The 26,977-nt window shown below is 60.8% G+C and carries 24 protein-coding genes, 1 other RNA gene and 1 pseudogene; 19 read left to right on the plus strand and 7 right to left on the minus strand.

Annotated features, from left to right (window positions below):
* Positions 1 to 117: 117 nt before the first annotated feature.
* The 4 genes from PG5_RS29995 to PG5_RS30010 form a co-directional block, all read right to left on the minus strand.
* The gene (locus PG5_RS29995; RefSeq protein WP_008147477.1) at positions 118 to 696 is read right to left on the minus strand and encodes a BON domain-containing protein; all 579 of its coding nucleotides are present in this window, start codon (positions 694 to 696) and stop codon (positions 118 to 120) included.
* Positions 693 to 1,286, minus strand: coding sequence for a phosphoheptose isomerase (locus tag PG5_RS30000; protein WP_007972584.1), 594 nt, complete (start codon positions 1,284 to 1,286; stop codon positions 693 to 695). The genes PG5_RS29995 and PG5_RS30000 overlap by 4 nt, the downstream gene beginning before the upstream one ends.
* Positions 1,287 to 1,390: 104 nt before the next feature.
* Complete coding sequence (locus PG5_RS30005; RefSeq protein ID WP_020800838.1) at positions 1,391 to 1,753, minus strand: YraN family protein; 363 nt, start codon at positions 1,751 to 1,753, stop codon at positions 1,391 to 1,393.
* A complete protein-coding gene (locus PG5_RS30010; protein WP_020800839.1) occupies positions 1,753 to 3,564 on the minus strand; it encodes a penicillin-binding protein activator in 1,812 nt (603 codons plus the stop codon). The genes PG5_RS30005 and PG5_RS30010 overlap by 1 nt, the downstream gene beginning before the upstream one ends.
* 208 nt (positions 3,565 to 3,772) lie before the next feature.
* Here PG5_RS30010 and rsmI point away from each other — a divergent pair, with 208 nt between their 5' ends.
* The 18 genes from rsmI (at position 3,773) to lpxC (ending at position 23,247) form a co-directional block, all read left to right on the plus strand.
* Positions 3,773 to 4,645: a 16S rRNA (cytidine(1402)-2'-O)-methyltransferase gene (rsmI, locus tag PG5_RS30015; protein WP_042955884.1), complete on the plus strand. Its 873-nt coding sequence runs from the start codon at positions 3,773 to 3,775 to the stop codon at positions 4,643 to 4,645.
* A 74-nt stretch (positions 4,646 to 4,719) separates the two neighbouring features.
* An RNA gene (gene rnpB / locus PG5_RS32990) (RNase P RNA component class A) lies at positions 4,720 to 5,073 on the plus strand.
* Between the two features lie 356 nt (positions 5,074 to 5,429).
* Positions 5,430 to 5,885: a division/cell wall cluster transcriptional repressor MraZ gene (gene mraZ, locus PG5_RS30020; RefSeq protein WP_033040298.1), complete on the plus strand. Its 456-nt coding sequence runs from the start codon at positions 5,430 to 5,432 to the stop codon at positions 5,883 to 5,885.
* A complete protein-coding gene (rsmH, locus tag PG5_RS30025; protein ID WP_008060265.1) occupies positions 5,882 to 6,829 on the plus strand; it encodes a 16S rRNA (cytosine(1402)-N(4))-methyltransferase RsmH in 948 nt (315 codons plus the stop codon). The genes mraZ and rsmH overlap by 4 nt, the downstream gene beginning before the upstream one ends.
* Positions 6,826 to 7,119, plus strand: a complete 294-nt coding sequence (gene ftsL, locus PG5_RS30030) for a cell division protein FtsL (RefSeq protein ID WP_020800843.1) — start codon at positions 6,826 to 6,828, stop codon at positions 7,117 to 7,119. The genes rsmH and ftsL overlap by 4 nt, the downstream gene beginning before the upstream one ends.
* Entirely contained in the window at positions 7,119 to 8,858 is a 1,740-nt protein-coding gene (locus PG5_RS30035) for a penicillin-binding protein 2 (protein ID WP_177326157.1), read from the plus strand. Before ftsL ends, PG5_RS30035 begins: the two co-directional genes overlap by 1 nt.
* Positions 8,858 to 10,321 carry a UDP-N-acetylmuramoyl-L-alanyl-D-glutamate--2,6-diaminopimelate ligase gene (locus PG5_RS30040; RefSeq protein WP_020800845.1) on the plus strand — a complete coding sequence of 488 codons (1,464 nt, stop codon included), beginning with the start codon at positions 8,858 to 8,860 and terminating at the stop codon, positions 10,319 to 10,321. The genes PG5_RS30035 and PG5_RS30040 overlap by 1 nt, the downstream gene beginning before the upstream one ends.
* Positions 10,314 to 11,681, plus strand: coding sequence for a UDP-N-acetylmuramoyl-tripeptide--D-alanyl-D-alanine ligase (murF, locus tag PG5_RS30045; RefSeq protein WP_020800846.1), 1,368 nt, complete (start codon positions 10,314 to 10,316; stop codon positions 11,679 to 11,681). Before PG5_RS30040 ends, murF begins: the two co-directional genes overlap by 8 nt.
* A complete protein-coding gene (gene mraY, locus PG5_RS30050) occupies positions 11,681 to 12,763 on the plus strand; it encodes a phospho-N-acetylmuramoyl-pentapeptide-transferase (RefSeq protein WP_008016698.1) in 1,083 nt (360 codons plus the stop codon). The genes murF and mraY overlap by 1 nt, the downstream gene beginning before the upstream one ends.
* A 6-nt stretch (positions 12,764 to 12,769) precedes the next feature.
* On the plus strand, positions 12,770 to 14,116 hold the full coding sequence (murD, locus tag PG5_RS30055; RefSeq protein ID WP_020800847.1) for a UDP-N-acetylmuramoyl-L-alanine--D-glutamate ligase: 1,347 nt from the start codon (positions 12,770 to 12,772) through the stop codon (positions 14,114 to 14,116).
* Positions 14,113 to 15,330 (plus strand): putative lipid II flippase FtsW, encoded by a 1,218-nt coding sequence (gene ftsW, locus PG5_RS30060; RefSeq protein ID WP_020800848.1) that lies wholly within the window; start codon positions 14,113 to 14,115, stop codon positions 15,328 to 15,330. The genes murD and ftsW overlap by 4 nt, the downstream gene beginning before the upstream one ends.
* Complete coding sequence (murG, locus tag PG5_RS30065; protein ID WP_020800849.1) at positions 15,320 to 16,390, plus strand: undecaprenyldiphospho-muramoylpentapeptide beta-N-acetylglucosaminyltransferase; 1,071 nt, start codon at positions 15,320 to 15,322, stop codon at positions 16,388 to 16,390. Before ftsW ends, murG begins: the two co-directional genes overlap by 11 nt.
* On the plus strand, positions 16,383 to 17,843 hold the full coding sequence (murC, locus tag PG5_RS30070; RefSeq protein WP_020800850.1) for a UDP-N-acetylmuramate--L-alanine ligase: 1,461 nt from the start codon (positions 16,383 to 16,385) through the stop codon (positions 17,841 to 17,843). The genes murG and murC overlap by 8 nt, the downstream gene beginning before the upstream one ends.
* Positions 17,840 to 18,805: a D-alanine--D-alanine ligase gene (locus PG5_RS30075; protein WP_020800851.1), complete on the plus strand. Its 966-nt coding sequence runs from the start codon at positions 17,840 to 17,842 to the stop codon at positions 18,803 to 18,805. The genes murC and PG5_RS30075 overlap by 4 nt, the downstream gene beginning before the upstream one ends.
* Positions 18,806 to 18,809: 4 nt before the next feature.
* Entirely contained in the window at positions 18,810 to 19,676 is an 867-nt protein-coding gene (locus PG5_RS30080) for a cell division protein FtsQ/DivIB (RefSeq protein WP_033040309.1), read from the plus strand.
* A 15-nt stretch (positions 19,677 to 19,691) separates the two neighbouring features.
* The gene (gene ftsA, locus PG5_RS30085) at positions 19,692 to 20,951 is read left to right on the plus strand and encodes a cell division protein FtsA (RefSeq protein ID WP_008060298.1); all 1,260 of its coding nucleotides are present in this window, start codon (positions 19,692 to 19,694) and stop codon (positions 20,949 to 20,951) included.
* Between the two features lie 78 nt (positions 20,952 to 21,029).
* Entirely contained in the window at positions 21,030 to 22,223 is a 1,194-nt protein-coding gene (gene ftsZ / locus PG5_RS30090) for a cell division protein FtsZ (protein WP_020800853.1), read from the plus strand.
* Positions 22,224 to 22,335: 112 nt separating this feature from the next.
* Positions 22,336 to 23,247, plus strand: a complete 912-nt coding sequence (lpxC, locus tag PG5_RS30095; protein WP_008060300.1) for a UDP-3-O-acyl-N-acetylglucosamine deacetylase — start codon at positions 22,336 to 22,338, stop codon at positions 23,245 to 23,247.
* Positions 23,248 to 23,325: 78 nt separating this feature from the next.
* Here the strand turns inward: lpxC and PG5_RS30100 are convergent, their stop codons facing one another.
* From PG5_RS30100 to PG5_RS30110, 3 genes are all read right to left on the minus strand, one after another.
* Positions 23,326 to 24,819: a sensor domain-containing diguanylate cyclase gene (locus PG5_RS30100; RefSeq protein WP_042955886.1), complete on the minus strand. Its 1,494-nt coding sequence runs from the start codon at positions 24,817 to 24,819 to the stop codon at positions 23,326 to 23,328.
* Between the two features lie 147 nt (positions 24,820 to 24,966).
* Entirely contained in the window at positions 24,967 to 26,235 is a 1,269-nt protein-coding gene (locus PG5_RS30105; RefSeq protein ID WP_093935845.1) for an OprD family porin, read from the minus strand.
* Between the two features lie 249 nt (positions 26,236 to 26,484).
* Positions 26,485 to 26,706 (minus strand): hypothetical protein, encoded by a 222-nt coding sequence (locus tag PG5_RS30110; protein ID WP_042955887.1) that lies wholly within the window; start codon positions 26,704 to 26,706, stop codon positions 26,485 to 26,487.
* An 82-nt stretch (positions 26,707 to 26,788) separates the two neighbouring features.
* Between PG5_RS30110 and PG5_RS34635 the strand changes: the two are divergent.
* Positions 26,789 to 26,977, plus strand: a pseudogene (locus PG5_RS34635) (hypothetical protein); the annotation flags it as partial.

The raw sequence follows: 26,977 nt of genomic DNA on the forward strand, positions 1-26,977 counted from the left end.
TATTACTTCACCACCTTCAAGCGTAGGAGCTGTCGAGTGAAACGAGGCTGCGATCTTTTGATTTTGTCTTTTAAGATCAAAAGATCGCAGCCTGCGGCAGCTCCTACAGGAGCGGGGTCAGTCGATGTACTCAAACAGCTTCACAATCTTCTGCACACCGGAAACCCCTTGCACCAGGTTCGTCGCCTGGGCGGCTTCCTGCTTGGTCAGCAAGCCCAGCAGGTAAACGATGCCGTTCTCGGTGACCACCTTGATGCGCGAGCCGGGGATGTTCGGATCGGTGAGCATCTGGGTCTTGATCTTGGAGGTCAGCCAGGTGTCGTTCTGGCGGGCAAGGAAGCCAGAGGGTGGCAGGACCTGCAGTTCGTTGTGGACCGTCTTCACCCGCTGGACGGCGGCAGCGGCCTGTTCGGCCTTGGCCTTGAGGTCGGCACGCGGGGTTTGCCCGGCGAGCAGCACGACGCCGTTGAAGCTGGTGACGACAATGTGCGAATCGTTGTCCAGGGCCGGATCGGCCTTGGCGATGTTGACGCCGACCTTGGTGTCGATCAATGAGTCGTCGATCTTGCTGCCGAAAGTGCGGGTGCCGCGATCATCTTCAATCGGCGCTTCACGGCTGGCATTAACCACCGAGGTGCAGCCGCTGATGCCGAGGCACAGTGTCAGGGCCAGTAGGCCGAGGCGATTAGGGGTCATTCTTCACTCCCGAACAGTTGGCTGTCGATCAAGTCGCAAAGGCAGTGGATCGCCAGCAGGTGGACTTCCTGGATACGTGCGGTAACGTTGGCCGGTACGCGAATCTCTACGTCCTCAGGCAAAAGCAGCGACGCCATGCCGCCGCCATCGCGACCGGTCAATGCTACGACAATCATTTCGCGATCATGTGCGGCCTGGATCGCTTGAATTATGTTTGCCGAGTTGCCGCTGGTGGAAATTGCCAGCAGCACATCGCCCGGCTGGCCAAGAGCACGGATCTGTTTGGAGAAAATTTCGTTGTAGCTGTAGTCGTTGGCGATCGAGGTGATCGTCGAGCTGTCCGTCGTCAGCGCAATGGCTGGCAGGCTCGGGCGTTCGCGCTCGAAGCGGTTGAGCAGCTCGGACGAAAAGTGCTGGGCGTCGCCAGCGGAACCACCATTGCCGCAGGAAAGCATCTTCCCCTCGTTGAGCAAGGCGTTGACCATCACCTGGCTGGCTTGCTCGATGTGCGGTGCAAGTACTTCCATCGCCTGTTGCTTGGTGTCGATACTGGCCTGAAAAAGCTGGCGAATTCGGGATTGCATGTCCATCTGTGTGACCTTATTGAGCGCGGCTGTCCGGCACGTGAATGTGCAGCCCGCAAAGCAAAGAGCAAAAGTGTTGAGTGGTAGTGTCCGGTTCGGGGCGTAGGCAATCAGCTGTCGAAGGCATTTTGCAACCAGTTCAACTGATCGAGGTTGCTGTCGATCGCAACCACGTCGAAGCGGCAAGGGGAGTTAGCCCAGCGCGACTCTCGCTGGAGAAAATACTGCGCGGCAAAAATCAGTTTTTGCCGTTTGCGCTCATCGATGCTATCGAGCGCGCCACCCCATTGAGTGTTTTTTCTGTAGCGAACTTCAACGAATACTACTGTATCGCCCTCCAGCATGACCAGATCAAGCTCGCCGCGTTTACACAACCAGTTCTGCGCCAGTAGCTGCAGGCCGTGTTGCTGAAGATGCTCGAGCGCATGACGCTCGGCATCTTTACCGCATTGCTGGCGAGACCTTTCAGGCATCAGCGCGGGGTGTTCGGCAAGCGTTGCACCTGACCATTGACGAACTCCGCCCATGGCAACTCACGCACCACTCGCTGGTTCTGGGTCATGCTCAGGCTGCCCGATTGACCTTCGATGCGGCTGTCCGGCAGGGCCTTGAGCTGGCCCAGGCGTGGCGCCAGGCGATAGGCGTCCACGCCCATGGCGTACAGGCGACCCAGGCTGCCGGCCGCTTGCGGCCATTGCGCGGTGACCTGGCGACGCAGAGGGTCATTGGCGTCCAGCAGCCATGGGGTTTCGCAAAAGCGCACGCCATTCATGTCGTTGTACTGGTTGACGTCACCGCTGGCGCTGAAGACGTGGGACGTGGCGTAGACCGGAACGTCACCCGCGTACTGGAAGTTCAAGGTCGGCTTGATCTGCTGCGCCTGTTGGGGCGTTGCGGCGAGGAAAATGAACTCGATGTCCTGGCGACGCGACGGCTGGGCGGCTACCTGCGAGCCAACAGTGGATTGCAAGCTCTTGGCGCGACCTTCACTCTGGCGCAGCTGGAACATGTCGGCAATCTGCTGGGCCAGTTGTACCGGCTGGTCGACACGCTCGGTGGCGACGATGCTGCCACCATTGGCTTGCCAGTCCTGGCTGAACGCCTTGAGTACGCGGTCGCCCCACTCGCCCTTGGGGACCATGATGGCGGCGCGATGCAAGCCATCGGCGCGAGCGCGGCGCGAGACTTCGCGGGCTTCGTCTTCAGCGGCCAGGCCGAACTGGAACAGCTGGGCGGGTCCTTGTGCGCCTTCGCTGTAGTTCAGCGCCAACGTGGTGATAGGCAGTTGTGGTCGGGCGCTGAGCTGTTTGACCAGTGGTTTTTCCAGCGGGCCTACCACCAGTTGCACGCCATCGGCCTGGGCCTTGCGATAGAACTCGTCGAGCGAGGTCAGGCGCGAGCTGTCATAGAACTCGATGGCTGGCGGTTTCTGCCCGGCTTGTTGTGCCTGGTAGTGGGCGGCCATGAAGCCTTCGCGCAATGCTTTGCCAACCGATGCCAGCGGGCCGTCCTGCGGCAGGAGCAGGGCGATCTTGCTCAGGGGCTGGCTGGCCAGGTCCTTGAGGTTGGTCAGCGGCAGTGGAAGCTGTTTGGCGGCCGGGTGTTTCGGATTCTGGGCGCGCCAGTTGTCGATCGCCGCCTGCTGCTGCTCCAGGGTGCCGGCAGATTTCACTGCCAGCGCCAGGGCCATCCAGCCGCCAAGATCGTCGGTGGTGGTTGGCTGCAATTGGTCGGTCGGCAGCGAAGCGATCAAGACCCAGATCGCCTCGTGGTTCTTGCTGGCGGCTTCACCGCTGAGCAGTGGGGCGATGAAGATGCGTTCCCGTGCGGCGGCGAGGGTTTGGCCATCGGCTTCAAGGGCGCGGGCGCGAACGGTGCCGGTGCGCACCTGTTGCTCTTCCGGCATTTCACCGAGGCGCTGCAGGCTTGGATGGCTCAAGGCGGTTAGCGCGGCTTTCGGTTGGTTGCGCGTCATGGCCAGTTCGGCCGCCAGGGTGTTGGCGAAGATCTGCTGGCCCGGCTTGAGTGTTTCCACTGGGACCTGTTGCAGGATCTGCGCGGACTGGCCGGCATTGCCCTGGCGATAGGCCAGGTCGGCTGCGCTCAGGCGCAGCAGCGCCGCGTCTTCCGGCGATTTGCTTTGGGTGGCCTTTTCGAGCAGTTGCTCGATGCTGGCATCCGGGGTCCGTGGAAGTTCGCCAAGGCTGGAGGAGGGCGAGCTGGCGCAAGCCGCCAGCAAGGCAGCGAGGCATAGGGCAGAGAACAGCCGCAGGCAAGCGATCATGTAGTGTTCCTGATACTCGATCAAATTAGCGTGGAATTGTACCCAAGCACTGGCCGGGGCGCGATGTCGGTCGTGCGAATCGACCAATTTAGCGGGTGTAAATGTTGCTGTGCGCCACAAAAGGCCGCAAAAGCGGGTGTCGCTTGCCCGTATCGCGAGCGTCGCTACGCGTTACAATGGCCGTTTTACCGATCATGAGGTGTGCGCTTTGACTGCTCCAGGTGCTTTGAATTCCGCTGCTGGCTCGCTCTATGTGGTGGCGACGCCCATCGGCAACCTGGACGATATCAGTGCCCGGGCGCTGAAGATTCTGCGTGAGGTCGCCTTGATTGCCGCCGAGGACACCCGTCACTCCCAGCGCCTGATGCAGCATTTCGGCATTCCCACGCCCCTGGCTGCCTGTCATGAGCATAACGAGCGTGATGAAGGTAGCCGCTTTATTACCCGCTTGCTCGCGGGTGACGATGTCGCATTGATTTCCGATGCCGGCACGCCGCTGATTTCCGATCCTGGCTATCACCTGGTTCGTCAGGCGCGTGCGGCGGGTATCAACGTGGTGCCGGTGCCGGGGGCGTGTGCGTTGATCGCGGCGCTGTCGGCGGCGGGTTTGCCGTCGGACCGCTTCATCTTCGAAGGCTTCCTGCCGGCCAAGGCAGTGGGGCGTCGTGCGCGCCTGGAGCTCATCAAGGAGGAATCGCGCACGCTGATTTTCTATGAGGCGCCGCACCGTATCCTCGAATGCCTGCAGGACATGGAACAGGTGTTTGGTGCCGAACGCCCAGCTTTGCTGGCGCGGGAGCTGACCAAGACGTTCGAAACGCTCAAGGGCTTGCCGCTCGCCCAATTACGCGAGTTCGTCGAGTCGGACAGTAATCAGCAGCGGGGTGAGTGCGTGGTGCTGGTGGCGGGGTGGACGGCTCCCGAGGAAGAAGGCGCTGTCAGCAGTGAGGCGATGCGGATCCTCGATCTGTTGCTCGAAGAGATGCCGCTCAAGCGTGCTGCGGCGTTGGCCGCGCAAATTACCGGCGAGCGCAAGAATGTTCTCTATCAGGTCGCGCTGGATAAACAGAAAGGCGAGTAAAACCGACGCGCTGGCGTGGCCGGAGGCGTTTATCACTTGTTCTTCGGTCGCTCTGCCGTTAACCTTCGCGGCGGAGAGTCGATCGGACAGTCGCTGCCCTCTATGAAAATTAGGGGGGGGAGGAAAGTCCGGGCTCCATAGGGCGAAGTGCCAGGTAATGCCTGGGAGGCGTGAGCCTACGGAAAGTGCCACAGAAAATAACCGCCTAAGCGCTTCGGCGCCGGTAAGGGTGAAAAGGTGCGGTAAGAGCGCACCGCACGTCTGGCAACAGTTCGTGGCTAGGTAAACCCCACTTGGAGCAAGACCAAATAGGGTCCCAAGGCGTGGCCCGCGCTGGGACCGGGTAGGTTGCTAAAGGTGTCCAGTGATGGCCATCGTAGACGAATGACTGTTCAAGACAGAACCCGGCTTACAGATCGACTCTCCACCTTTTTTCTCCCCTCTGCTTAACTCATTGAGCAGGGGCCTGATGATGGCAATTACCCTCCTTTCCCAAACGTCCGCATTATCACTTTCGTAATACCAAAAAAATCTTACTCTTAATAAATCACTTTAACTTCCGAGCGCAGCCCCTTGTGCTGATTCAAGTTATTGGGCGTTTTCATCTGCCTGATCCTGCTTGCTCCCCTCTATATGCTCCTAAATCTCAGTTCTGTAAGGGTTTTCCTTTAAAGCGCGCCTTGACGGTGCGGTGGGCGCATTCCTATAGTGTGCGCAAGTGGCGGAAAGTGGCATGAAGTGGGTTTTTTGAGCTAGAAACGCTAGAATTTGGAGAAACGCTGACGTGTTTCGCGGAGCCAACGCTATCAGTCTCGATGCAAAGGGCCGTCTCGCCATGCCGAGCCGGTACCGTGACGAGCTGGTTTCGCGAAGTTCCGGGCAGTTAATTGTCACAATTGATGCCGTTGATCCGTGTTTGTGTGTTTACCCCCTCGATGAGTGGGAAATTATTGAAACCAAACTGCGCGCACTGCCTTCGCTTCATGAAGCGAACCGTCGTCTGCAACGTTTACTGATTGGTAATGCCGTCGACCTCGAGCTCGATGGCAGTGGTCGTTTTCTGGTTCCGCCGCGTCTTCGTGAATATGCCAAGTTGGATAAGCGCGCGATGCTGGTAGGCCAACTGAACAAGTTCCAATTGTGGGACGAGGATGCCTGGGATGCGGTTGCTGCCGCTGACCTGGCTGCTATTCAAGAACCGGGCGCGATGCCTGACGAACTGCGTGAATTGATCCTGTGACTATAGATAGCGGCTTTAACCACATCACCGTACTGCTTGACGAAGCCGTCGAGGCTCTCGCCGTACGTCCTGATGGCTGCTATCTGGACGGCACGTTCGGACGCGGCGGACACAGCCGGTTGATCCTCAGCCGGCTCGGTCCCGATGGTCGGTTGCTAGGGTTCGACAAAGACCCTCAAGCGATTGCCACCGGGCAGACGCTAGCGGCCGAAGACGGCCGCTTTGTCGTTGTGCAGCGCAGCTTTGCCGAGCTGGGTGCGGAAGTCGCCGCGCGCGGCATGAACGGCAAGGTCAGCGGTGTATTGCTCGACCTGGGCGTCTCTTCGCCACAGCTGGATGACCCGGAGCGCGGTTTCAGTTTTCTCAACGATGGTCCGCTGGACATGCGCATGGACCCGTCCCGCGGGATCAGCGCGGCCGAATTCGTCAACACCGCGCCCGTGGAAGAAATCGCCCGAGTGTTCAAGGAATACGGCGAAGAGCGGTTTTCCGGGCGCATGGCCCGTGCCGTCGCCGAACGTCGCGATATCAAGCCGTTCGAGCGCACTGCCGATCTGGCTGAAGTCCTGAAAGTGGCGAATCCTGCCTGGGAAAAGGGCAAGAACCCGGCAACCCGTGCATTCCAGGGCCTGCGCATTCACGTCAACAACGAACTGGGCGATCTGGAAGCCGGCCTTGAAGCGGCGCTGGAGAGCCTGGAAGTGGGCGGTCGCCTGGTGGTCATCAGCTTCCATTCGCTGGAAGATCGCATCGTCAAGCTGTTCATGCGCAAGCTGGTTAAAGGCGAAGCCGACAACCTGCCACGCAACCTGCCGGTTCGGCACGTCGCCTTCGAACCGAAAATCAAGATCCATGGCAAAGCGCAGACGGCCTCCGATGCCGAGCTGAAGGCCAACCCACGTTCGCGCAGTGCTGTCATGCGTGTGGCGGAGAAGCTGCGGTGAGCAAGCTTTTCGCCAAGCCACTGCCCGGCGGAAGCTTTTTCATGCTGCTGTTGTTCGTTGGCGTGCTCGTGTCGGCCATAGGCGTGTCCTACAGCGCACACTGGAACCGTCAGTTGCTGAACGCGTTGTACAGCGAGTTGAGCGTGCGCGATAAGGCGCAGGCCGAATGGGGGCGCTTGATTCTCGAACAAAGCACCTGGACCGCCCATAGCCGTATCGAAGTGTTGGCCACCGAACAACTGAAAATGCGCATTCCCGGTGCCGCCGAAGTGCAGATGGTGGCGCCATGATGAAACTAGACGGTGCTCTTTTTCCATGGCGCTTCCGCCTGGTGCTGGGTCTGCTCGGCGTCATGGTGGCGGCGATCGCCTGGCGCATCATTGACCTGCAAGTGGTCGACCGTGCCTTTCTCAAAGGCCAGGGCGATGCGCGCAGCGTTCGGCATATTCCGATCCCGGCTCACCGTGGCCTGATCACCGACCGAAATGGCGAACCTTTGGCCGTGAGTACGCCGGTCACCACCCTGTGGGCCAATGCCAAGGAAATGCAGCTGGCCAAGGAAAAATGGCCGGCACTGGCTGCCGCGCTGGGGCAAGACCCTAAGGCCCTGGCCGAGCGCCTAGAGGCACAGGCCAACAAGGAGTTCATTTATCTGGTGCGCGGGCTGACGCCTGAGCAAGGCCAGGCCGTACTCGACCTGAAAGTGCCGGGTGTCTACGGGATCGAAGAGTTCCGCCGTTTCTACCCGGCTGGTGAGGTCACGGCCCATATGGTCGGCTTTACCGACATTGATGACCACGGACGCGAAGGTGTCGAGTTGGCCTACGATGAATGGCTGGCCGGGGTCCCCGGCAAACGGCAGGTGATCAAGGACCGGCGCGGCCGGTTGATCAAGGATGTCCAGGTTACCAAAAACGCCAAGGCCGGAAAGCCCTTGGCGTTGTCCATTGACCTGCGCCTGCAGTACCTGGCCAACCGCGAGTTGCGCAACGCGATCATCGAGAACGGCGCCAAGGCCGGCAGCCTGGTGATCATGGACGTGAAGACCGGCGAAATCCTCGCCATGGTCAACCAGCCGACCTACAACCCGAACAACCGCCGCAACCTGCAACCGGCGATGATGCGTAACCGCGCGATGATCGACGTGTTCGAACCGGGTTCGACCATGAAGGCGATCTCCATGAGCGCCGCGATCGAAACCGGGCGCTGGAAACCGAGCGATACCGTCGAGGTGTATCCGGGCTCCTTGCAGATCGGCAAGTACACCATCAAGGACGTATCCAAGTCCGAAGGGCCGGTGCTCGACCTGGCTGGCATCCTGATCAATTCCAGTAACGTTGGCATGAGCAAGATCGCGTTCGATATCGGTGGCGAGACGATTTTCCGTCTCGCTCAGAAAGTCGGTCTGGGCCAGGATACCGGCCTCGGCTTCCCGGGCGAGCGTGTCGGCAACCTGCCGAACTACCGCGAGTGGCGCAAGGCTGAAACCGCCACGCTGTCCTACGGCTACGGTGTTTCCGTGACGGCGATCCAGTTGGTTCACGCGTTCTCGGCGTTGGCCAACAACGGTCGCCTGGCGCCACTGACACTGATCAAGACCGACAAGGCGCCACAGACCACCCAGGTACTCCCGGAAGCCGTCGCGAAGACCATGCAAGGCATGCTGCAGCAAGTGATTGAAGCGCCACGCGGTGTATTCCGTGCACAGGTGCCGGCCTATCACGTGGGCGGCAAGTCAGGTACCGCGCGTAAAACGTCGGTCGGTACCAAAGGCTACGCCGAGAACTCCTACCGCTCGCTGTTCGCCGGTTTCGGCCCGATGAGCGATCCACGCTACGCCATCGTGGTGGTGATCGACGAGCCGACCAAGGCTGGTTACTTCGGTGGCCTGGTCTCTGCGCCGGTGTTCAGCCGCGTGATGTCCGGCACCCTGCGTCTGATGAACATCACCCCGGACAACCTGCCACCTACCCAACAAGCGAACGCAGCGCCGGTCGTTCCACTGAAAGCCAATGGAGGGCGCGGCTGATGTCTCTGAGCCTGAACAAGATTTTCCCCCACGCCGGCCACGATCTGTTGATCCGTGAATTGGCGCTCGACAGCCGCAACGTACGCGCCGGTGACTTGTTCCTCGCGGTGCCGGGCGGCAGGTTCGATGGCCGTGCGCACATTGCCGATGCGCTTGCGCGCGGCGCGTCGGCCGTAGCTTATGAAGTGGAAGGCGCCACGGTGTTGCCAATCACTGACGTGCCGCTGATTCCGGTCAAGGGGCTGGCGGCGCAGTTGTCGGACATCGCCGGACGCTTTTATGGCGAGCCGAGCCATCACCTGAAACTGGTGGGCGTGACCGGCACCAACGGAAAGACCAGCGTGACCCAACTGGTGGCCCAGGCGCTGGACCTTCTGGGCCAGCACTGCGGCATTGTCGGCACCCTTGGCTGTGGTTTTCATGGCGCGCTGGAAAGCGGCCTGCACACCACGCCCAACCCGATTGCAGTGCAAGCGACCCTGGGCGACCTGAAAAAAGCCGGGGCCAAGGCGGTTGCCATGGAGGTCTCGTCCCACGGTCTGGACCAGGGCCGTGTCACCGCGCTGGCATTCGATGTGGCCGTGATGACGAACCTGTCCCGCGACCACCTGGATTACCACGGCACCATGCAGGCCTATGGCGAAGCCAAGGCCAGGCTGTTTGCCTGGAACGATCTGAAATGCCGGGTAATCAACCTCGACGATGACTTCGGCCGGCAACTGGCCGCCGACAAGCGCGAATCGCGGCTGATCACCTACAGCCTGCTCGACAGCAGCGCTTATCTTTATTGCCGCCAGGCGCAGTTCGACGACGAAGGCGTGCGTGCCACGCTGGTCACGCCCCAGGGCGAACACCACCTGCGCAGTACATTGCTGGGTCGTTTCAACTTGAGCAACGTGTTGGCCGCGATTGGCGCCTTGCTCGGTCTGGATTACGCCCTGGACGAAATCCTCAAGGTGCTGCCGAAACTTGAAGGCCCGGCCGGCCGTATGCAACGCCTTGGCGGTGGTACCCAGCCGTTGGTGGTGGTCGATTACGCCCACACCCCGGACGCACTGGAAAAAGTCCTGACGGCCTTGCGCCCTCACGTCAAAGGTCGGCTGCTGTGCCTGTTCGGCTGTGGCGGCGATCGCGATCGCGGCAAGCGTCCGCTGATGGCCGAAGTGGTCGAGCGTTTGGCCGATGGTGTGCTGGTCACCGACGACAACCCGCGTACCGAAGATCCATCGGTGATTTTCGATGACATCCGTGCAGGCTTCACCGCTGTGGATAAAGTGACCTTCGTTGCCGGCCGTGGCCAGGCGATTGCGCAGTTGATCGCGGGTGCGTCGGCCGATGACGTGATTGTCCTGGCCGGTAAAGGTCATGAGGACTATCAGGAAATCAATGGCGAGCGCCATGCCTTTTCCGATCTGGTCGAGGCCGATCACGCCTTGACCGCGTGGGAGGTGGCCCATGCTTAAAGCCTTGAAACTGAGCGAACTCACCGGCGCGCTGAATGGGCGGTTGATCGCCGCTGATGCGAGCTTCGACGGGGTCAGCATTGACAGTCGTGCAATCAAGCCGGGCCAGTTGTTCATCGCCTTGGCCGGTCCGCGCTTCGATGGCCATGACTATCTCAATGAAGTCGCAGCCAAAGGTGCCGTGGCAGCCTTGGTCGAGCGTGAAGTCGCCGACAGCACGCTGCCGCAATTGCTGGTGAGCGATACCCGCCAGGCATTGGGTCAACTGGGCGCGCTCAATCGCGCGGCATTCACCCAGCCAGTCGCCGCCATCACCGGTTCCAGTGGCAAGACCACGGTCAAGGAAATGCTCGCGAGCATCCTGCGCACCCGCGGTCCGGTGCTGGCAACCCGCGGCAACCTGAACAACGACCTCGGCGCTCCGTTGACCCTGCTCGAACTGGCACCGGAACACAGCGCCGCCGTGATCGAGCTCGGTGCTTCGCGCCTGGGTGAAATTGCTTATACCGTGGGCCTGACCAAACCTCATGTGGCCATCCTCAACAATGCCGGAACCGCCCATGTCGGCGAATTCGGCGGGCCGGAAAAAATCGTCGAAGCCAAGGGCGAGATCATTGATGGGCTCGATGCCAATGGCGTCGCCGTACTCAATCTCGACGACAAGGCGTTCGGCATCTGGAAGACCCGCGCTGGCGAGCGCAAGGTGCTGACCTTCGCCCTGAGCAATGTCAGTGCCGATTTCTACGCCAGTGACCTGGCTACCGATGCGCGTGGTTGCCCGGCGTTCAACCTGCACAGTCCTGAAGGTGAGGAGCGCGTTCAACTGAACCTGCTCGGCACCCATAACGTTGCCAATGCCATGGCCGCTGCGGCTGCCGCCCACGCCCTGGGTGTGTCGCTGTTCGGCATCGCCACCGGCCTCGGTGCGGTGCAACCGGTCAAGGGTCGTACCGTCGCGCAACTGGCCAGCAATGGCATGCGCGTGATTGATGACACTTATAACGCGAACCCCACCTCCATGTGCGCTGCCGTTGATATACTGGCGGGCTTTTCCGGTCGCACTGTTCTGGTGCTCGGGGATATCGGCGAGTTGGGCGATTGGGCAGAGCAGGGGCACCGCGATGTGGGCGAGTACGCCCGTGGCAAGGTTTCTGCGCTGTACGCCGTCGGACCGATGATGGCTCACGCCGTCAACGCCTTCGGACCCCAAGCCTTTCACTTCAGCACACAGGCTGAACTGATCAAGGCGCTGGGCGCCGAGCAAGACACAAACACCACCATTTTGATCAAGGGCTCGCGCAGCGCTGCGATGGAAAACATCGTTGCCGCTTTGTGCGGGTCCAGTCCGGAGAAACATTAATGCTGCTGCTGCTAGCGGAGTATCTGCAACAGTTCTACAAAGGCTTCGCGGTCTTCCAGTACCTGACCCTGCGCGGGATTCTCGGTGTGCTGACCGCGCTGGTCTTGTCGCTGTGCTATGGCCCGTGGATGATCCGCACCCTGCAGAACCGTCAGATCGGCCAGTCCGTTCGCAACGACGGCCCGCAATCGCACTTGTCCAAGTCCGGCACCCCAACCATGGGTGGCGCGCTGATTCTATCGTCGATTGGTGTCAGCACCCTGTTGTGGGCCGACCTGACCAACCGTTATGTCTGGGTTGTCCTGTTGGTGACCCTGTTGTTCGGTGCCATCGGTTGGGTCGACGACTACCGCAAAGTGATCGAAAAGAATTCCCGTGGCTTGCCGAGCCGCTGGAAGTATTTCTGGCAGTCGGTGTTCGGCCTGGGCGCGGCGATCTTCCTTTATATGACTGCCGCCACCCCGGTGGAAACCACGCTGATCCTGCCGATGCTCAAGGACTACAGCATCCCGCTGGGCGCAGGCTTCATCGTCCTGACCTATTTCGTGATCGTGGGTTCGAGCAACGCGGTCAACCTGACCGACGGCCTCGACGGCCTGGCGATCATGCCGACCGTGATGGTCGGCGGCGGCCTGGGGATCTTCTGCTACCTGTCGGGTAACGTGAAATTCGCCGAATACCTGCTGATCCCTTATGTACCGGGCGCGGGTGAGCTGATCGTATTCTGCGGCGCGCTGATCGGCGCTGGCCTGGGCTTCCTGTGGTTCAACACCTACCCGGCACAAGTCTTCATGGGTGACGTCGGCGCATTGGCGTTGGGCGCGGCCCTGGGCACCATCGCGGTAATCGTTCGCCAGGAAATCGTCTTGTTCATCATGGGCGGCGTGTTCGTGATGGAAACCCTGTCAGTCGTCATTCAGGTTGCTTCCTTTAAGCTGACCGGTCGCCGTGTGTTCCGCATGGCACCGATTCACCACCACTTTGAACTCAAGGGTTGGCCCGAGCCACGCGTGATTGTCCGTTTCTGGATCATCACCGTGATTCTCGTGCTGATTGGCCTTGCCACCCTAAAATTGAGGTAGAAACTCGTGTCCCTGATCGCGTCTGACCACTTCCGCATCGTTGTCGGCCTCGGCAAGAGCGGCATGTCCCTGGTTCGCTTCCTGGCGAACCGGGGCGTGGCGTTTGCAGTGGCCGATACGCGGGAAAATCCACCGGAACTGGCCACGCTCAAGCGTGACTACCCGCAGGTGGAAGTGCGTTGTGGCGAGTTGGACGTCGAGTTCCTGTGCCGTGCCGACGAGCTCTACGTGAGCCCCGGCCTGGCACTGGCGACCCCGGCCCTGCAGGCCGCCGCTGCCCGTGGCGTGAAATTGTCCGGCGACATCGAGCTGTTCGCGCGTAACGCGAAGGCGCCGATCGTGGCCATCACCGGTTCCAATGCGAAAAGCACCGTGACCACCCTGGTCGGCGAGATGGCCGCTGCGGCGGGCAAGCGTGTGGCCGTCGGTGGCAACCTGGGTACGCCAGCGCTGGATTTGCTCAGCGACGACATCGAGTTGTACGTGATGGAGCTGTCGAGTTTCCAACTGGAAACCACCGATCAACTCAACGCCGAAGTGGCGACCGTGCTCAACATCAGCGAAGACCACATGGACCGCTACAGCGGCCTGCCGGCCTATCACCTGGCCAAGCACCGGATATTCCGCGGTGCCAGGCAGTTCGTGGTCAACCGCCAGGACGCCCTGAGCCGGCCACTGATCGGCGAGGGTCAGCCATGCTGGACTTTCGGCCTGAACAAGCCTGACTTCAAGGCTTTCGGGATCCGCGAAGAAGGCGGCGAGAAATACCTGGCTTTTGAATTCCAGAACTTGATGCCAGTGCGCGAATTGAAAGTTCGCGGCGCCCATAACCAGTCCAACGCCCTGGCGGCCTTGGCACTCGGCCACGCCGTCGGCTTGCCGTTCGACGCCATGCTGTCGGCCCTGCGCAATTTCGCCGGGCTGGAGCATCGTTGCCAATGGGTCCGTGACCTGGATGGCGTGGGCTATTACAACGATTCCAAAGCCACCAATGTCGGCGCCGCGCTGGCGGCCATCGAAGGCCTGGGCGCGGACATCGACGGCAAAGTCGTGCTGATCGCAGGTGGCGATGGCAAGGGCGCCGAATTCAAGGACCTGCGTGATCCGGTGGCGGCCAACTGCCGCGCCGTGATCCTCATGGGCCGCGACAGCGACAAGATCGGCCAGGCCATCGGCGATGCCGTACCGCTGATTCGTGCGGGCTCCCTGGTCGAAGCCGTCGAGCAATGCCGCGCCACTGCGCAAACGGGCGACGTGGTGCTGCTGTCGCCAGCGTGCGCCAGTTTCGACATGTTCAAGAACTACGAAGATCGTGGTCACCAATTCGTCCAAGCCGTGGAGGAACTGGCATGAGTCTTCGAGGCATCATCAAGCCGTACCCATCGCCACTGATCACCGGGCGCGGTATCGACCTCGACTTTCCGATGCTCGTCGGTTGCCTGACGCTGCTGGGCCTGGGGCTGGTCATGATTGCATCGGCCTCCACCGAAGTGGCGGCGGTCCAGTCGGGCAGCGCCCTGTACTACATGATTCGCCACCTTATCTACGTGGTGCTGGGCCTGGGTGCCTGCATCGTCACCATGATGATCCCGATCGCCACCTGGCAACGCCTGGGCTGGCTGATGCTGTTGGGGGCATTCGGTTTGCTGGTGATGGTGATCATCCCGGGGATCGGCCGTGAGGTGAACGGTTCGATGCGCTGGATCGGCTTCAGTTTTTTCAACGTCCAGCCTTCCGAGATCGCCAAGGTGTTCGTGGTGATCTACCTCGCCGGTTACCTGGTGCGTCGCCAGAAAGAAGTGCGTGAGAGCTGGATGGGGTTCTTCAAGCCATTCATCGTGTTGCTGCCGATGGCGGGCCTGTTGCTGATGGAACCGGACTTCGGTGCCACCGTCGTGATGATGGGTGCGGCGGCGGCGATGCTGTTCCTCGGTGGTGTCGGGCTGTTCCGGTTTTCCCTGATGGTGGTCCTGGCGGTCGGGGCGGTGGTGTTGCTGATCCAGATGCAGCCGTATCGAATGGCGCGCCTGACCAACTTTGCCGACCCATGGGCCGACCAGTTCGGTGCCGGCTATCAGCTGTCCCAGGCGTTGATCGCTTTCGGTCGCGGCGAGTGGCTGGGCGTCGGCCTGGGCAACAGCGTGCAGAAACAGTTCTACCTGCCGGAAGCCCACACCGACTTCGTGTTCTCGGTCCTGGCCGAAGAGCTGGGTGCCGTGGGTTCCCTGTGCACCGTGGCACTGTTCGTCTTCGTTTGTATTCGCGGCATGTACATCGGCTTGTGGGCCGAGAAGGCCAAGCAATTCTTCGCTGCCTACGTCGCCTACGGTTTGTCGTTCCTGTGGATCGGGCAGTTCCTGATCAATATCGGCGTGAACGTCGGCCTGCTGCCGACCAAGGGCCTGACCCTGCCGTTTCTCAGCTATGGCGGCAGTTCGTTGGTGATCTGCTGCGCCTGTCTGGGGTTGTTGCTGCGCATCGAGTGGGAGAGTCGAACCCACCTGGGCAGCGAAGAGATGGAATTCCATGAGAGCGACTTCGCCGAGGAGCCGAACCATGGGCGCTAACGTATTGATCATGGCCGGTGGCACCGGGGGCCATGTGTTCCCGGCCTTGGCCTGTGCCCGCGAATTCCAGTCCCGCGGCTACACCGTGCACTGGCTGGGCACGCCGCGCGGCATCGAGAACGAACTGGTTCCGGCGGCCGGCATCGAACTGCATCGGATCAACGCCAGCGGTTTGCGCGGCAAGGGCAAGTTGTCCCTGCTCAAGGCGCCGTTCATGTTGCTCAAGTCGGTGTGGCAGGCGCGGGCGATCATTCGTCGTTTGCAACCGGCTTGCGTGGTGGGTTTTGGTGGTTATGTGACCGGTCCCGGCGGTGTCGCAGCCAAACTGGCCGGCGTGCCGGTGATCGTTCACGAACAGAACGCCGTGGCCGGTACCGCCAATCGGTTGCTCGTGCCGTTGGCCGCCCGGGTCTGTGAAGCGTTCCCCGACACCTTTACCCTGTCGAGCAGCCGACGGACCACCGGTAACCCGGTGCGCACCGAGCTGTTCCTCGAAACACCGCGACCAGCCCTGGCCGGTCGCAAGGCGCGTTTGCTGATCCTGGGTGGAAGCCTGGGCGCAGAACCGTTGAACAAGCTGCTGCCTGAAGCCCTGTCGCAAGTCCCCGTCGACCTGCGCCCGGACGTGTTCCATCAGGCCGGCAAAAACCACGATGAAGTGACTGCGCAGCGCTACCTCGCGGCTGGCGTCGAGGCGCAAGTGCAGCCGTTCATCAAAGACATGGCCCAAGCCTATGGCTGGGCCGACCTGGTGGTATGTCGCGCAGGTGCGCTGACCATCAGTGAACTGGCTGCCGCCGGTCTGCCCTCGATGCTGGTGCCGTTGCCCCATGCGATCGACGATCACCAGACCCGCAACGCCGATTATTTGGCCCGTGAAGGCGCAGCCTTCCTGATGCCGCAAAGAACGACCGGTGCAGCGGATCTTGCCGCGCGCCTGACAGAGGTCCTGATGCAACCACAACGACTCAACGATATGGCCACTGCGGCCCGCCGCCTGGCCAAACCCGATGCCACCCGTAACGTGGTCGATACCTGCCTGGAGGTGGCCCATGGTTGAGAATCAGAAAGCCATGCCGCAACCGGAAATGCGCCGCATCCGTCGCATCCACTTCGTCGGGATCGGCGGCGTGGGCATGTGCGGGATTGCCGAGGTGTTGCTGAACCTGGGTTACGAAGTGTCCGGTTCCGACCTCAAGGCTTCGCCCGTCACCGAGCGCCTGGAATCCTTCGGCGCGCAGATTTTCATCGGTCACCGCGCTGAGAACGCTGCCGCTGCCGATGTGCTGGTGGTGTCCAGCGCCGTGAACACCTCCAACCCGGAAGTCGCCACCGCGCTGGAACGTCGCATCCCGGTCGTGCCTCGGGCGGAAATGCTGGCCGAGCTGATGCGTTATCGCCACGGCATCGCCGTTGCCGGTACCCACGGCAAGACCACCACCACCAGCCTGATCGCCTCGGTCTTCGCCGCCGGCGGCCTGGACCCGACGTTCGTCATCGGTGGCCGCCTGAATGCAGCTGGCACCAATGCCCAGCTTGGCACCAGCCGCTACCTGATCGCCGAAGCCGACGAAAGTGACGCCAGCTTCCTGCACTTGCAGCCGCTGGTGGCCGTGGTCACCAACATCGATGCCGACCACATGGCGACCTACGACGGTGACTTCAACAAACTGAAGAAAACCTTCGTCGAGTTCCTGCATAACCTGCCTTTCTACGGCCTGGCGGTGGTGTGCCTGGACGATCCGGTGGTGCGTGAAATCCTCCCGCAGGTCAAGCGTCCGACCGTTACCTACGGCTTCGGCGAAGACTGCGACGTGCGCGCCATCAATGTGCGCCAGCAAGGCATGCAGACGTTCTTCACCGTGCTGCGCCCTGACCGCGAACCACTGGATGTGTCGGTGAACATGCCGGGCAACCACAACGTATTGAACGCCCTGGCAACCATCTGCATCGCCACCGACGAAGGCGTCAGCGATGAAGCCATCGTCCAGGGCCTGTCCGGGTTCCAGGGCGTTGGCCGACGCTTCCAGGTCTACGGCGAACTGCCGGTGGACGGTGGCCAGGTGATGCTGGTGGACGACTACGGTCACCACCCGACCGAAGTCGCCGCGGTGATCAAGGCCGTGCGCGGTGGTTGGCCGGAGCGTCGCCTGGTGATGGTCTACCAGCCGCACCGTTACAGCCGTACGCGCGACCTGTACGACGACTTCGTCAATGTACTGGCCGACGCCAACGTCCTGCTGCTGATGGAAGTCTATCCGGCCGGCGAAGAACCGATCCCCGGTGCCGACAGCCGCAAGCTGTGCAACAGCATCCGCCAGCGCGGCCAGCTCGACCCGATCTACATCGAGCGCGGTGTCGACCTCGCGCCGCTGGTCAAGCCGCTGTTGCGTGCCGGTGACATCCTGCTGTGCCAGGGCGCCGGTGATATTGGCGGTCTCGCACCGAAACTGTTGAAAAGTGAGTTGTTCGCCGGTGCCGTTGTTGCCTCGGTGGAGGGGAAGTTGAAATGACTGCTGCCTACGCCAACCTCGCCAGCACCGTCGCGCCGAAAGACTTCGGCCGCGTCGCCGTGCTGTTCGGCGGCAAGAGTGCCGAACGCGAAGTGTCCCTGAAGTCGGGTAACGCCGTTCTCGATGCGTTGCTCAGTGCAGGTGTGGACGCGTTCGGCCTCGACGTCGGCGATGACCTGTTGCAGCGTCTGCTGAACGAAAAGATCGACCGCGCCTTCATCATCCTCCACGGCCGTGGCGGTGAAGACGGCAGCATGCAGGGCCTGCTCGAGTGCCTGGGGATTCCCTACACCGGCAGCGGCATCCTCGCCTCGGCGCTGGCCATGGACAAGCTGCGCACCAAGCAGGTCTGGCACAGCCTGGGGATTCCGACGCCACGTCACGCGGTACTGAGCAGCGAAGCCGATTGTATTTCGGCGGCGACGGAACTGGGCTTCCCTTTGATCGTCAAACCGGCCCATGAAGGTTCAAGTATCGGTATGGCCAAAGTGAGTTCCGCGTCTGAATTGATCGACGCCTGGAAAGCGGCCAGTACCTACGATTCGCAAGTGTTGGTCGAGCAATGGATTCACGGTCCGGAGTTCACCATCGCCACCCTGCGTGACCAGGTGTTGCCTCCAATCGCCCTGGGCACGACGCACAGTTTCTACGACTACGACGCCAAGTACATCGCCAACGATACCCAGTACCGTATTCCGTGCGGCCTGGACAGCGCCAAGGAAAAGGAACTCATGGACCTCACGGCGAAAGCCTGTGAAGCCTTGGGTATCGCCGGTTGGGGCAGGGCGGATGTGATGCAGGACGCCGAGGGGCAGTTCTGGTTCCTGGAAGTCAACACGGCACCGGGCATGACCGATCACAGCCTGGTGCCGATGGCGGCCCGTGCTGCCGGCCTGGATTTCCAGCAACTGGTTCTGGCCATTCTGGCCGAGAGCTTCGGCAAGCAAGAGCCGCGAGGTTAAGACCATGCAAGGCGCACAGTTGAGACATCAGCCTACCGCACCCGGTCGCAAGCCGGTGCCGCGGGGTGCCAGCCGAATGGTGGCCAAAGAGCCGATGTCCGCGCGCCTGCCGAAAGCCAACTTTGGCTTTGTCAAAGCGCTGTTCTGGCCAGTCCTGCTGGTGGCGTTGGGGTTCGGTACTTATGAAGGCGCGCAGCGTTTATTGCCGTATGCCGATCGACCGATCACCAAGATCGCGGTACAGGGCGACCTGAGCTACATCAGCCAGCAAGCGGTGCAGCAGCGAATCGCCCCGTTCGTTGCGGCGAGCTTCTTCACCATCGACCTTGAGAGCATGCGCACCGAGCTTGAAACGATGCCATGGATTGCCCACGCCGAAGTGCGCAGGGTGTGGCCGGATCAGGTGGTGATTCGCCTGGAAGAGCAACTGCCGGTGGCCCGTTGGGGCGACGAATCGCTGCTGAATAACCAGGGGCAGGCGTTCACCCCGCGCGAGCTGGCCAACTACGAACACTTGCCGCAGTTGTTTGGTCCGCAGCGGGCCCAACAGCAGGTGATGCAGCAATATCAGGTACTGAGCCAGTTGCTCAGGCCATTGGGCTTCTCGATTGCGCGCCTGGAGTTGCGTGAACGAGGCAGCTGGTTCCTGACGACCGGCCCTGGCAGTGCCGGCCCCGGGATCGAACTGCTGCTGGGACGCGGCAACCTGGTGGAAAAGATGCGCCGTTTCATTGCCATCTATGACAAGACGCTCAAAGAGCAGATTACGAACATTGCGCGCATCGATCTGCGCTACGCCAACGGCCTCGCTGTTGGCTGGCGGGAACCAGTAGCGCCGACGACAGCCCAACCCGCTGTCGCGAAGAATTAAGAGAGGCAGGACCCCATGGCAAACGTGCAAAGCGGCAAAATGATCGTCGGTCTCGATATCGGCACCTCCAAGGTGGTGGCGCTGGTCGGCGAGGTCGCGGACGACGGCACGCTGGAAATCGTCGGGATCGGCACCCATCCGTCCCGAGGCCTGAAGAAAGGCGTTGTGGTGAACATCGAGTCCACCGTGCAGTCGATCCAGCGCGCCATCGAAGAAGCGCAGCTGATGGCTGGCTGCCGTATCCACTCGGCGTTTGTCGGCGTGGCCGGCAACCATATCCGCAGCCTGAACTCCCACGGCATCGTGGCAATTCGTGATCGCGAAGTCAGCTCCGCCGACCTTGAGCGCGTACTCGACGCCGCCCAGGCCGTGGCGATCCCGGCTGACCAGCGGGTGCTGCACACCTTGCCACAGGATTACGTGATCGATAACCAGGAAGGCGTCCGCGAGCCACTGGGCATGTCCGGTGTGCGCCTGGAAGCCAAGGTCCACGTGGTCACCTGCGCCGTCAACGCCGCACAGAACATTGAAAAATGTGTGCGTCGCTGCGGCCTGGAAATCGACGACATCATCCTCGAGCAACTCGCTTCGGCTTATTCCGTGCTGACCGACGACGAGAAAGAGCTGGGCGTGTGCCTGGTGGACATCGGTGGCGGCACCACCGACATCGCGATCTTCACCGAAGGCGCTATCCGTCACACCGCGGTGATCCCGATTGCGGGCGACCAGGTGACCAACGACATCGCGATGGCGTTGCGCACCCCGACCCAGTACGCCGAAGAAATCAAGATCCGCTACGCCTGCGCCCTGGCCAAACTGGCGGGCGCCGGGGAAACCATCAAGGTCCCGAGCGTCGGCGACCGTCCGCCGCGCGAGCTGTCCCGCCAGGCCCTGGCCGAAGTGGTCGAGCCGCGTTACGACGAATTGTTCACGCTGATCCAGGCTGAGCTGCGTCGCAGTGGCTACGAAGACCTGATCCCGGCCGGCATCGTGCTGACTGGCGGTACCGCGAAGATGGAAGGCGCCACTGAACTGGCCGAGGAAATCTTCCACATGCCGGTGCGCCTGGGCGTGCCCCACGGCGTCAAGGGCCTGGATGACGTGGTGCGCAACCCGATCTATTCCACGGGCGTTGGCCTGTTGATGTACGGCCTGCAGAAGCAATCCGACGGCATCTCGTTCTCGGGTATCGGCAGCCGCGACAGCTTCAGCAACGAAGAACCCAAAGGTGCCTTGCTCGATCGCATCAAGAGCTGGGTCCAGGGCAATTTCTAAGATTTACCGCAGCACCGCAACACCGTTGTAGATACAGGCAGTAGGCGAAAAAACTAGAGAACGTAAAGGAGAGGGAAAATGTTCGAACTCGTAGACAACATCCCCGCAAGCCCGGTTATTAAAGTTATCGGTGTCGGCGGTGGCGGTGGCAACGCCGTGAATCACATGGTCAAGAGCAACATTGAAGGCGTTGAGTTCATCTGCGCCAACACTGATGCCCAGGCGCTCAAGAGCATTGGCGCGCGGACCATCCTGCAACTGGGTACCGGCGTGACCAAAGGCCTGGGCGCGGGTGCCAACCCTGAAGTAGGTCGTCAGGCCGCTCTCGAAGATCGTGAGCGCATTGCCGAAGTCCTGCAGGGCACCAACATGGTGTTCATCACCACTGGCATGGGCGGTGGTACCGGTACCGGTGCTGCGCCAATCATTGCCGAAGTGGCCAAGGAAATGGGGATTCTCACAGTTGCGGTGGTGACTCGTCCGTTCCCGTTCGAAGGTCGCAAGCGCATGCAGATCGCCGATGAAGGCATCCGCCTGCTGTCGGAAAGCGTCGACTCGTTGATCACCATTCCGAACGAGAAGCTGCTGACCATCCTCGGTAAGGACGCCAGCCTCTTGTCGGCTTTCGCCAAGGCTGACGATGTACTGGCCGGTGCCGTTCGCGGTATCTCCGACATCATCAAGCGTCCGGGCATGATCAACGTCGACTTTGCCGACGTACGTACCGTGATGAGCGAAATGGGCATGGCGATGATGGGCACTGGCTGCGCCAGCGGTCCGAACCGTGCACGCGAGGCCACCGAAGCGGCCATTCGCAACCCGTTGCTCGAAGACGTGAACCTGCAAGGTGCACGCGGCATCCTGGTGAACATCACCGCCGGTCCTGACCTGTCCCTGGGTGAGTACTCCGACGTGGGTAGCATCATCGAAGCCTTCGCTTCCGAGCACGCCATGGTCAAGGTCGGTACCGTTATCGATCCAGACATGCGCGACGAGCTGCACGTGACTGTCGTTGCGACCGGTTTGGGCGCTAAAATCGAGAAGCCGGTGAAGATCATCGACAATACCGTTCACACGTCGATGGCTTCCCAGCCGCAACAACAGGCCCCTGTTCGTCAGGACGCTCCAGCGGTGAACTACCGTGACCTGGACCGTCCGACCGTCATGCGCAACCAGGCCCAGGCCGGTGCTGCGACTGCCGCGAAGATGAATCCGCAAGATGATCTGGACTACCTGGACATCCCGGCATTCCTGCGTCGTCAGGCCGATTGATGAAATGTATCAGGGCTATGAAGGTGATTGGTGTTCAGCAAAGGCGTGGTCTGCTATCATCGCCAGCCTTTGTTGATACCAGTTCGCAATTTGCGCTGAAGCGGCCCAAGCCATGATTAAACAACGCACACTGAAAAATATTATCCGTGCCACAGGTGTAGGTCTGCACTCCGGGGAGAAGGTATACCTGACCCTCAAGCCTGCGCCGATCGACACCGGCATTGTGTTTTGTCGTGCCGACCTCGATCCCGTGGTGCAGATCCCTGCACGCGCAGAAAACGTTGGCGAAACCACCATGTCGACCACGCTGGTCAACGGTGACGTCAAAGTGGATACGGTGGAGCACTTGCTCTCGGCCATGGCTGGCCTGGGCATCGATAACGCCTACGTCGAGCTCTCCGCGTCCGAAGTCCCGATCATGGATGGCAGCGCTGGACCTTTCGTATTCCTGATTCAGTCGGCTGGCCTGGAAGAGCAGGACGCCGCCAAGAAGTTCATCCGCATCCTGCGTGAAGTGACTGTGGAAGACGGCGACAAGCGCGCCACTTTCGTCCCTTTCGAAGGTTTCAAGGTGAGTTTCGAGATCGATTTCGATCACCCGGTTTTCCGTGACCGCACACAAAGTGCAAGCGTGGATTTTTCCAGCACTTCGTTCGTAAAAGAAGTCAGCCGCGCCCGTACCTTTGGTTTCATGAGTGACATCGAGTACCTGCGCAAGCACAACCTCGCACTCGGCGGCAGTGTTGAAAACGCTATTGTGGTCGACGCTGATGGTGTATTGAACGAAGACGGCCTTCGCTACGAAGACGAATTCGTGAAACACAAGATCCTCGATGCAATTGGTGACCTCTACCTGCTGGGCAATAGCCTGATTGGTGAGTTCAAGGGCTTCAAGTCCGGCCACGCACTGAACAACCAGCTGCTGCGCAAGTTGATTGAGCAGACAGATGCCTGGGAAGTCGTGACGTTCGAAGACGCCAGCACCGCACCGATCTCTTACATGCGCCCTGTAGCGGCCGTGTAAGTAAAAAACCTCTCTAGTTTTTTAAAGGCTGCCTTCGGGTGGCCTTTTTTTATGTGTGCGAATGTTCATCGCCATCCACTACAAGGCTACCACCCGATTGCGCCCGGTCTCCTTGGCTTGATACAACGCTTTGTCCGCGGCGAACATCAGCACCTCCAGGTTGATGTCGGAGCAGGCGTTCCAGGTGCTGATGCCAATGCTCACGGTAATCGGCGAGTCGGTTCCGTCGATCGGCGGTAGCTGCTCGACGGCCTCTCGAATGCGCTCGGCGATCTGTTGCGCGCCCGCCATATCGGTTTCCGGCAGGACCACCGAAAACTCCTCGCCACCGTAGCGCGCGACCAGGTCGGCAGGCCGTCTTACGTGGGTGCGCAACACATTGGCCACCGCGCGCAAGGCCTCATCGCCGGCTTGATGGCCGTGACGATCGTTGAAGGCCTTGAAGTGATCGGCGTCGATCATCAGCAGCGACAATGGCTTGCCGGAACGCTGGGCGCGAAACCACTCATGACGCAACGTCTGGTCCAGCGTGCGGCGGTTCGCCAGACCGGTCAAGGCGTCGGTGGCGGCCAGTTGCGCCAGTTCCAGTTCGGCATGGTGGCGCAGGCGCAGTTCGCGGCAGAGCAACCAGGTCAGCCACAGCAGGCACGCACACAGCGCAATTGTGGCCAGGCTGACCACCAGCGCCGTGCGTTGCCAGGAAGCAAACACTTCCGCGCCCGACAGCGCCACGATGACAATCAGCGGCAGATTGCCAACCTGGGAAAAGGTGTAGAGCCGTTGATCCTGGTAGCGACTCGAGACACTGCTGAAGCTGCCGTTGCCTTCCTTGACGATGCGCTGGAAGTTGGGGCGACTGCTGAAGTCCGAGCCGGTCAGGTCTTCGCCCAGGCGAGGGACTTGGGCTAGGAGAATTCCATCCTTGTTGATCAGGCTGATCGAGCTGTCAGGACCGATGTTCAGGCTGTTGAACAGCTGTTCGAAGTAGCTCAGGCGCATGGCCGCTTCGGCGACTCCAAGGAACTCGCCCTGGGCGCCACTGATCCGGCGGCTGAAGCTGATGCGCCATTCGTTGTTGGCCAACCGGGACCGAAAAGGACGGCTGATGAACATGCCCGGGTCGCTGTTGTTCACGTGGGACTGGAAGTACTCGCGGTCGGCAAAGTTACCTTTCCTCGGTTCTCGCGAAGCCGAGTCGGCGACTACGTTGCCCTGCTGGTCGAGCAACAGGATGTCACCCTTGTACGGTGCCGCGGTGGCGCGATCGAACAAGGCCAGGTGACGGATCTGCGGGGAAACGTGCATGAGGTCTTCACGACGCGAGGCCGCGATCAAGCCGAGCAAGGAGACGTCATAGAGCTCGATGTTGCGCAGGACGTCGGCTTCGATCAATTGCACAATGTTGGCCGCGGAGCGACTGGCTGACAGTTCGGCATTGGCGCGTTCACGCACCAGCAGGAACGCCACGATGCCGAGGATGGCAATCACCATCAAGACGCTGCCGACAATCACCAATCGCTCGGAACGCGTGGAGGGGGTTGTGGGGTGAAATGTCGCGCTGCGCTCGCTCATGGTTCTGGCTTCTGCTGTCTAGGCGTCGGGAACATTCTTTTACAAGAATCGGGCAGCGTCCCGGACACCCGTCATATCCACCGCCTCCCTGCGCACTCCGGATAAAAAAAGGCCAGCAAAACGTGCCGGCCTTTTGTTTACTGAAGCTTAGAAGACATTGAGCGGGTAGTCGAAAATCACCCGGTATTCGTCAGTGTCCTGATCCAGTGCGCCATAACCGTTGCCACCCCGGTTCGTTGCCCATTGCAGGCGTAGGGCAAGGTTTTTCGCCTGGCCAGCCTGGACCACGTACTTGAGTTCGATGTCGCGCTCCCAGTGCCTGGCGTTTTTGCCGTCGGCGCTATACCAAGCGCTGTACCCTGGGCTGTCTGGATCGACTTTGGTCAGGTCCAGCTTGCCTCGGGAGTAGGACAGCGCGGAGGTCAGTCCCGGCAGGCCGAGTCCGACAAAGTCATAGGCGTACTTGAGTTTCCATGAGCGTTCGTTGGGGCCGTTGAAGTCCGAGTATTGCTGGGAGTTGTCGAGGAAGACGCTATCGCCCTGGCTGATGTAGTCGAATGGGGTGTTGCCATTGACTCGCTGGTAAGCAGTGGTGACGCTGTGATTGCCGATGCCGAGGGTGAAATGCAGGCTGTAGGTGTTGTTGTCGATGTGGCCGAGCAGCGCGTCACCGGTGTCTTGCGTGTGATAGAAGTGCAGGCCTGGGTTGAGGCTGACCACCTCGTTGAGCGCATAGGTGTAATCGAGGTCGTAGTAGTACTGGTTCCAAATGTCCTTGAGCTCGGCGGCATACAGGCTGCTGCTCAAGCCGGGCAGACCGCTCCAGGCCACGCCTGCCCAGTTGAGATGCCGGCTCTCGTCACCTTCGGCCAAGGTGCCGTAGGACGTGCCGATACGGGTATGGCCACTTTGGTTATACGGCTTGGTGAAGCTCGCTTGCCCACCCTCTATCAGCCAGCCGTCGAAGCTGTGGTTGGTCAGGCTGACCCCGCGAAAGGTCTGCGGCAACATGCGGGTCTCACCGCCGGCAATCACCGGATTGGCGAGAAACAGGTCACCGGCCTTCAATTCGGTATCGAAGGCACGCATTTTCAGGGTGCCGCCTGCGGTGGAGAAAGAGCCCGGTGCCTTGCCGTTGCCATCGCTGACCGGCAGGATGCTCGAATTGTCCGTGCCACCGCCACCGTCGAGCTTGAGCCCAAGCATGGCATGTGCGTCGAAGCCGAACCCGACGCTGCCTTCAGTGAAGCCCGATTCGAAGATGCCCAGGAAACCCTGGCCCCATTCAATATTGTCATCGGCCTGCTGCTGGCGATTGCGGTTCATGTAGTAGTTGCGCGCGTTGAGGGTGAGGCTGGCGTCTTCGGCGAAACCTTGGGCAGCTGAATTGTCGGTGGCGTGAGCATTGGCCGTCATCGTTGCAGCGATTGCAACGAACAGCGCAGGTGAACTGAGTGGGAAACGCACGGGGGTAAAGCTCCTGGGTCAGCGGGGAACAGCACTTTTCTTGCAGTCGCAGAGGTGTCTTGTTGGCGAAAAAAGGACGCGGCGGGTGGCAAAAACCACAACGAAAAAAAGCCGCTGACAGCAGCGGCTTTGAAGACAACTTTTCAATGGGAAGAGCCGTTGAAAAGTGTCGAGGGAAACTGGAGCGGTGAGCGGCGATCAGCTGTCTTTCTCAGCCTGCTTGGCCTGGACGCTCGACGCTTGTGGGGCTTGGGTGGCCTCCTGGGCTTTGGCGGTCATCTCGATCTGGTGCTCTTCGTAGGCTGCCGCCCGGGCGGTATTTTGTGCGACGAAGGCCTGTGACTCTTCGGCCATGGCGAACGGAGACAGGAACAGAGAAGACAGAACGAAAGCGCTGGCAATACCCATACTGTTGGACATCTTTTAAACCTTCTTGCTTGGCAAGTGCTGTTTGGTGCGGGCAAAGATAAGGGGCTTGAGGGAAAGGAAAAAGAGCGGATTCATGAAAGGACTGTTACCTAAAGAGCAAAGATCGAGCTTCCGACACAACGCGCGGGAAAGATTTTTTGTAGGAGCCAGGTTTGCCGGCGAAGGCGTCCTGACAGCTGGAGCTAATCTTTCAGGTGTACATATCCAATTCTGCGGTAACGGCCACCTATGGTTTCGCCCTTGCGGCGAGTCACTTGGAAAA

This window comes from Pseudomonas sp. G5(2012) (assembly GCF_000408945.1).
Taxonomy (GTDB): domain Bacteria; phylum Pseudomonadota; class Gammaproteobacteria; order Pseudomonadales; family Pseudomonadaceae; genus Aquipseudomonas; species Aquipseudomonas umsongensis.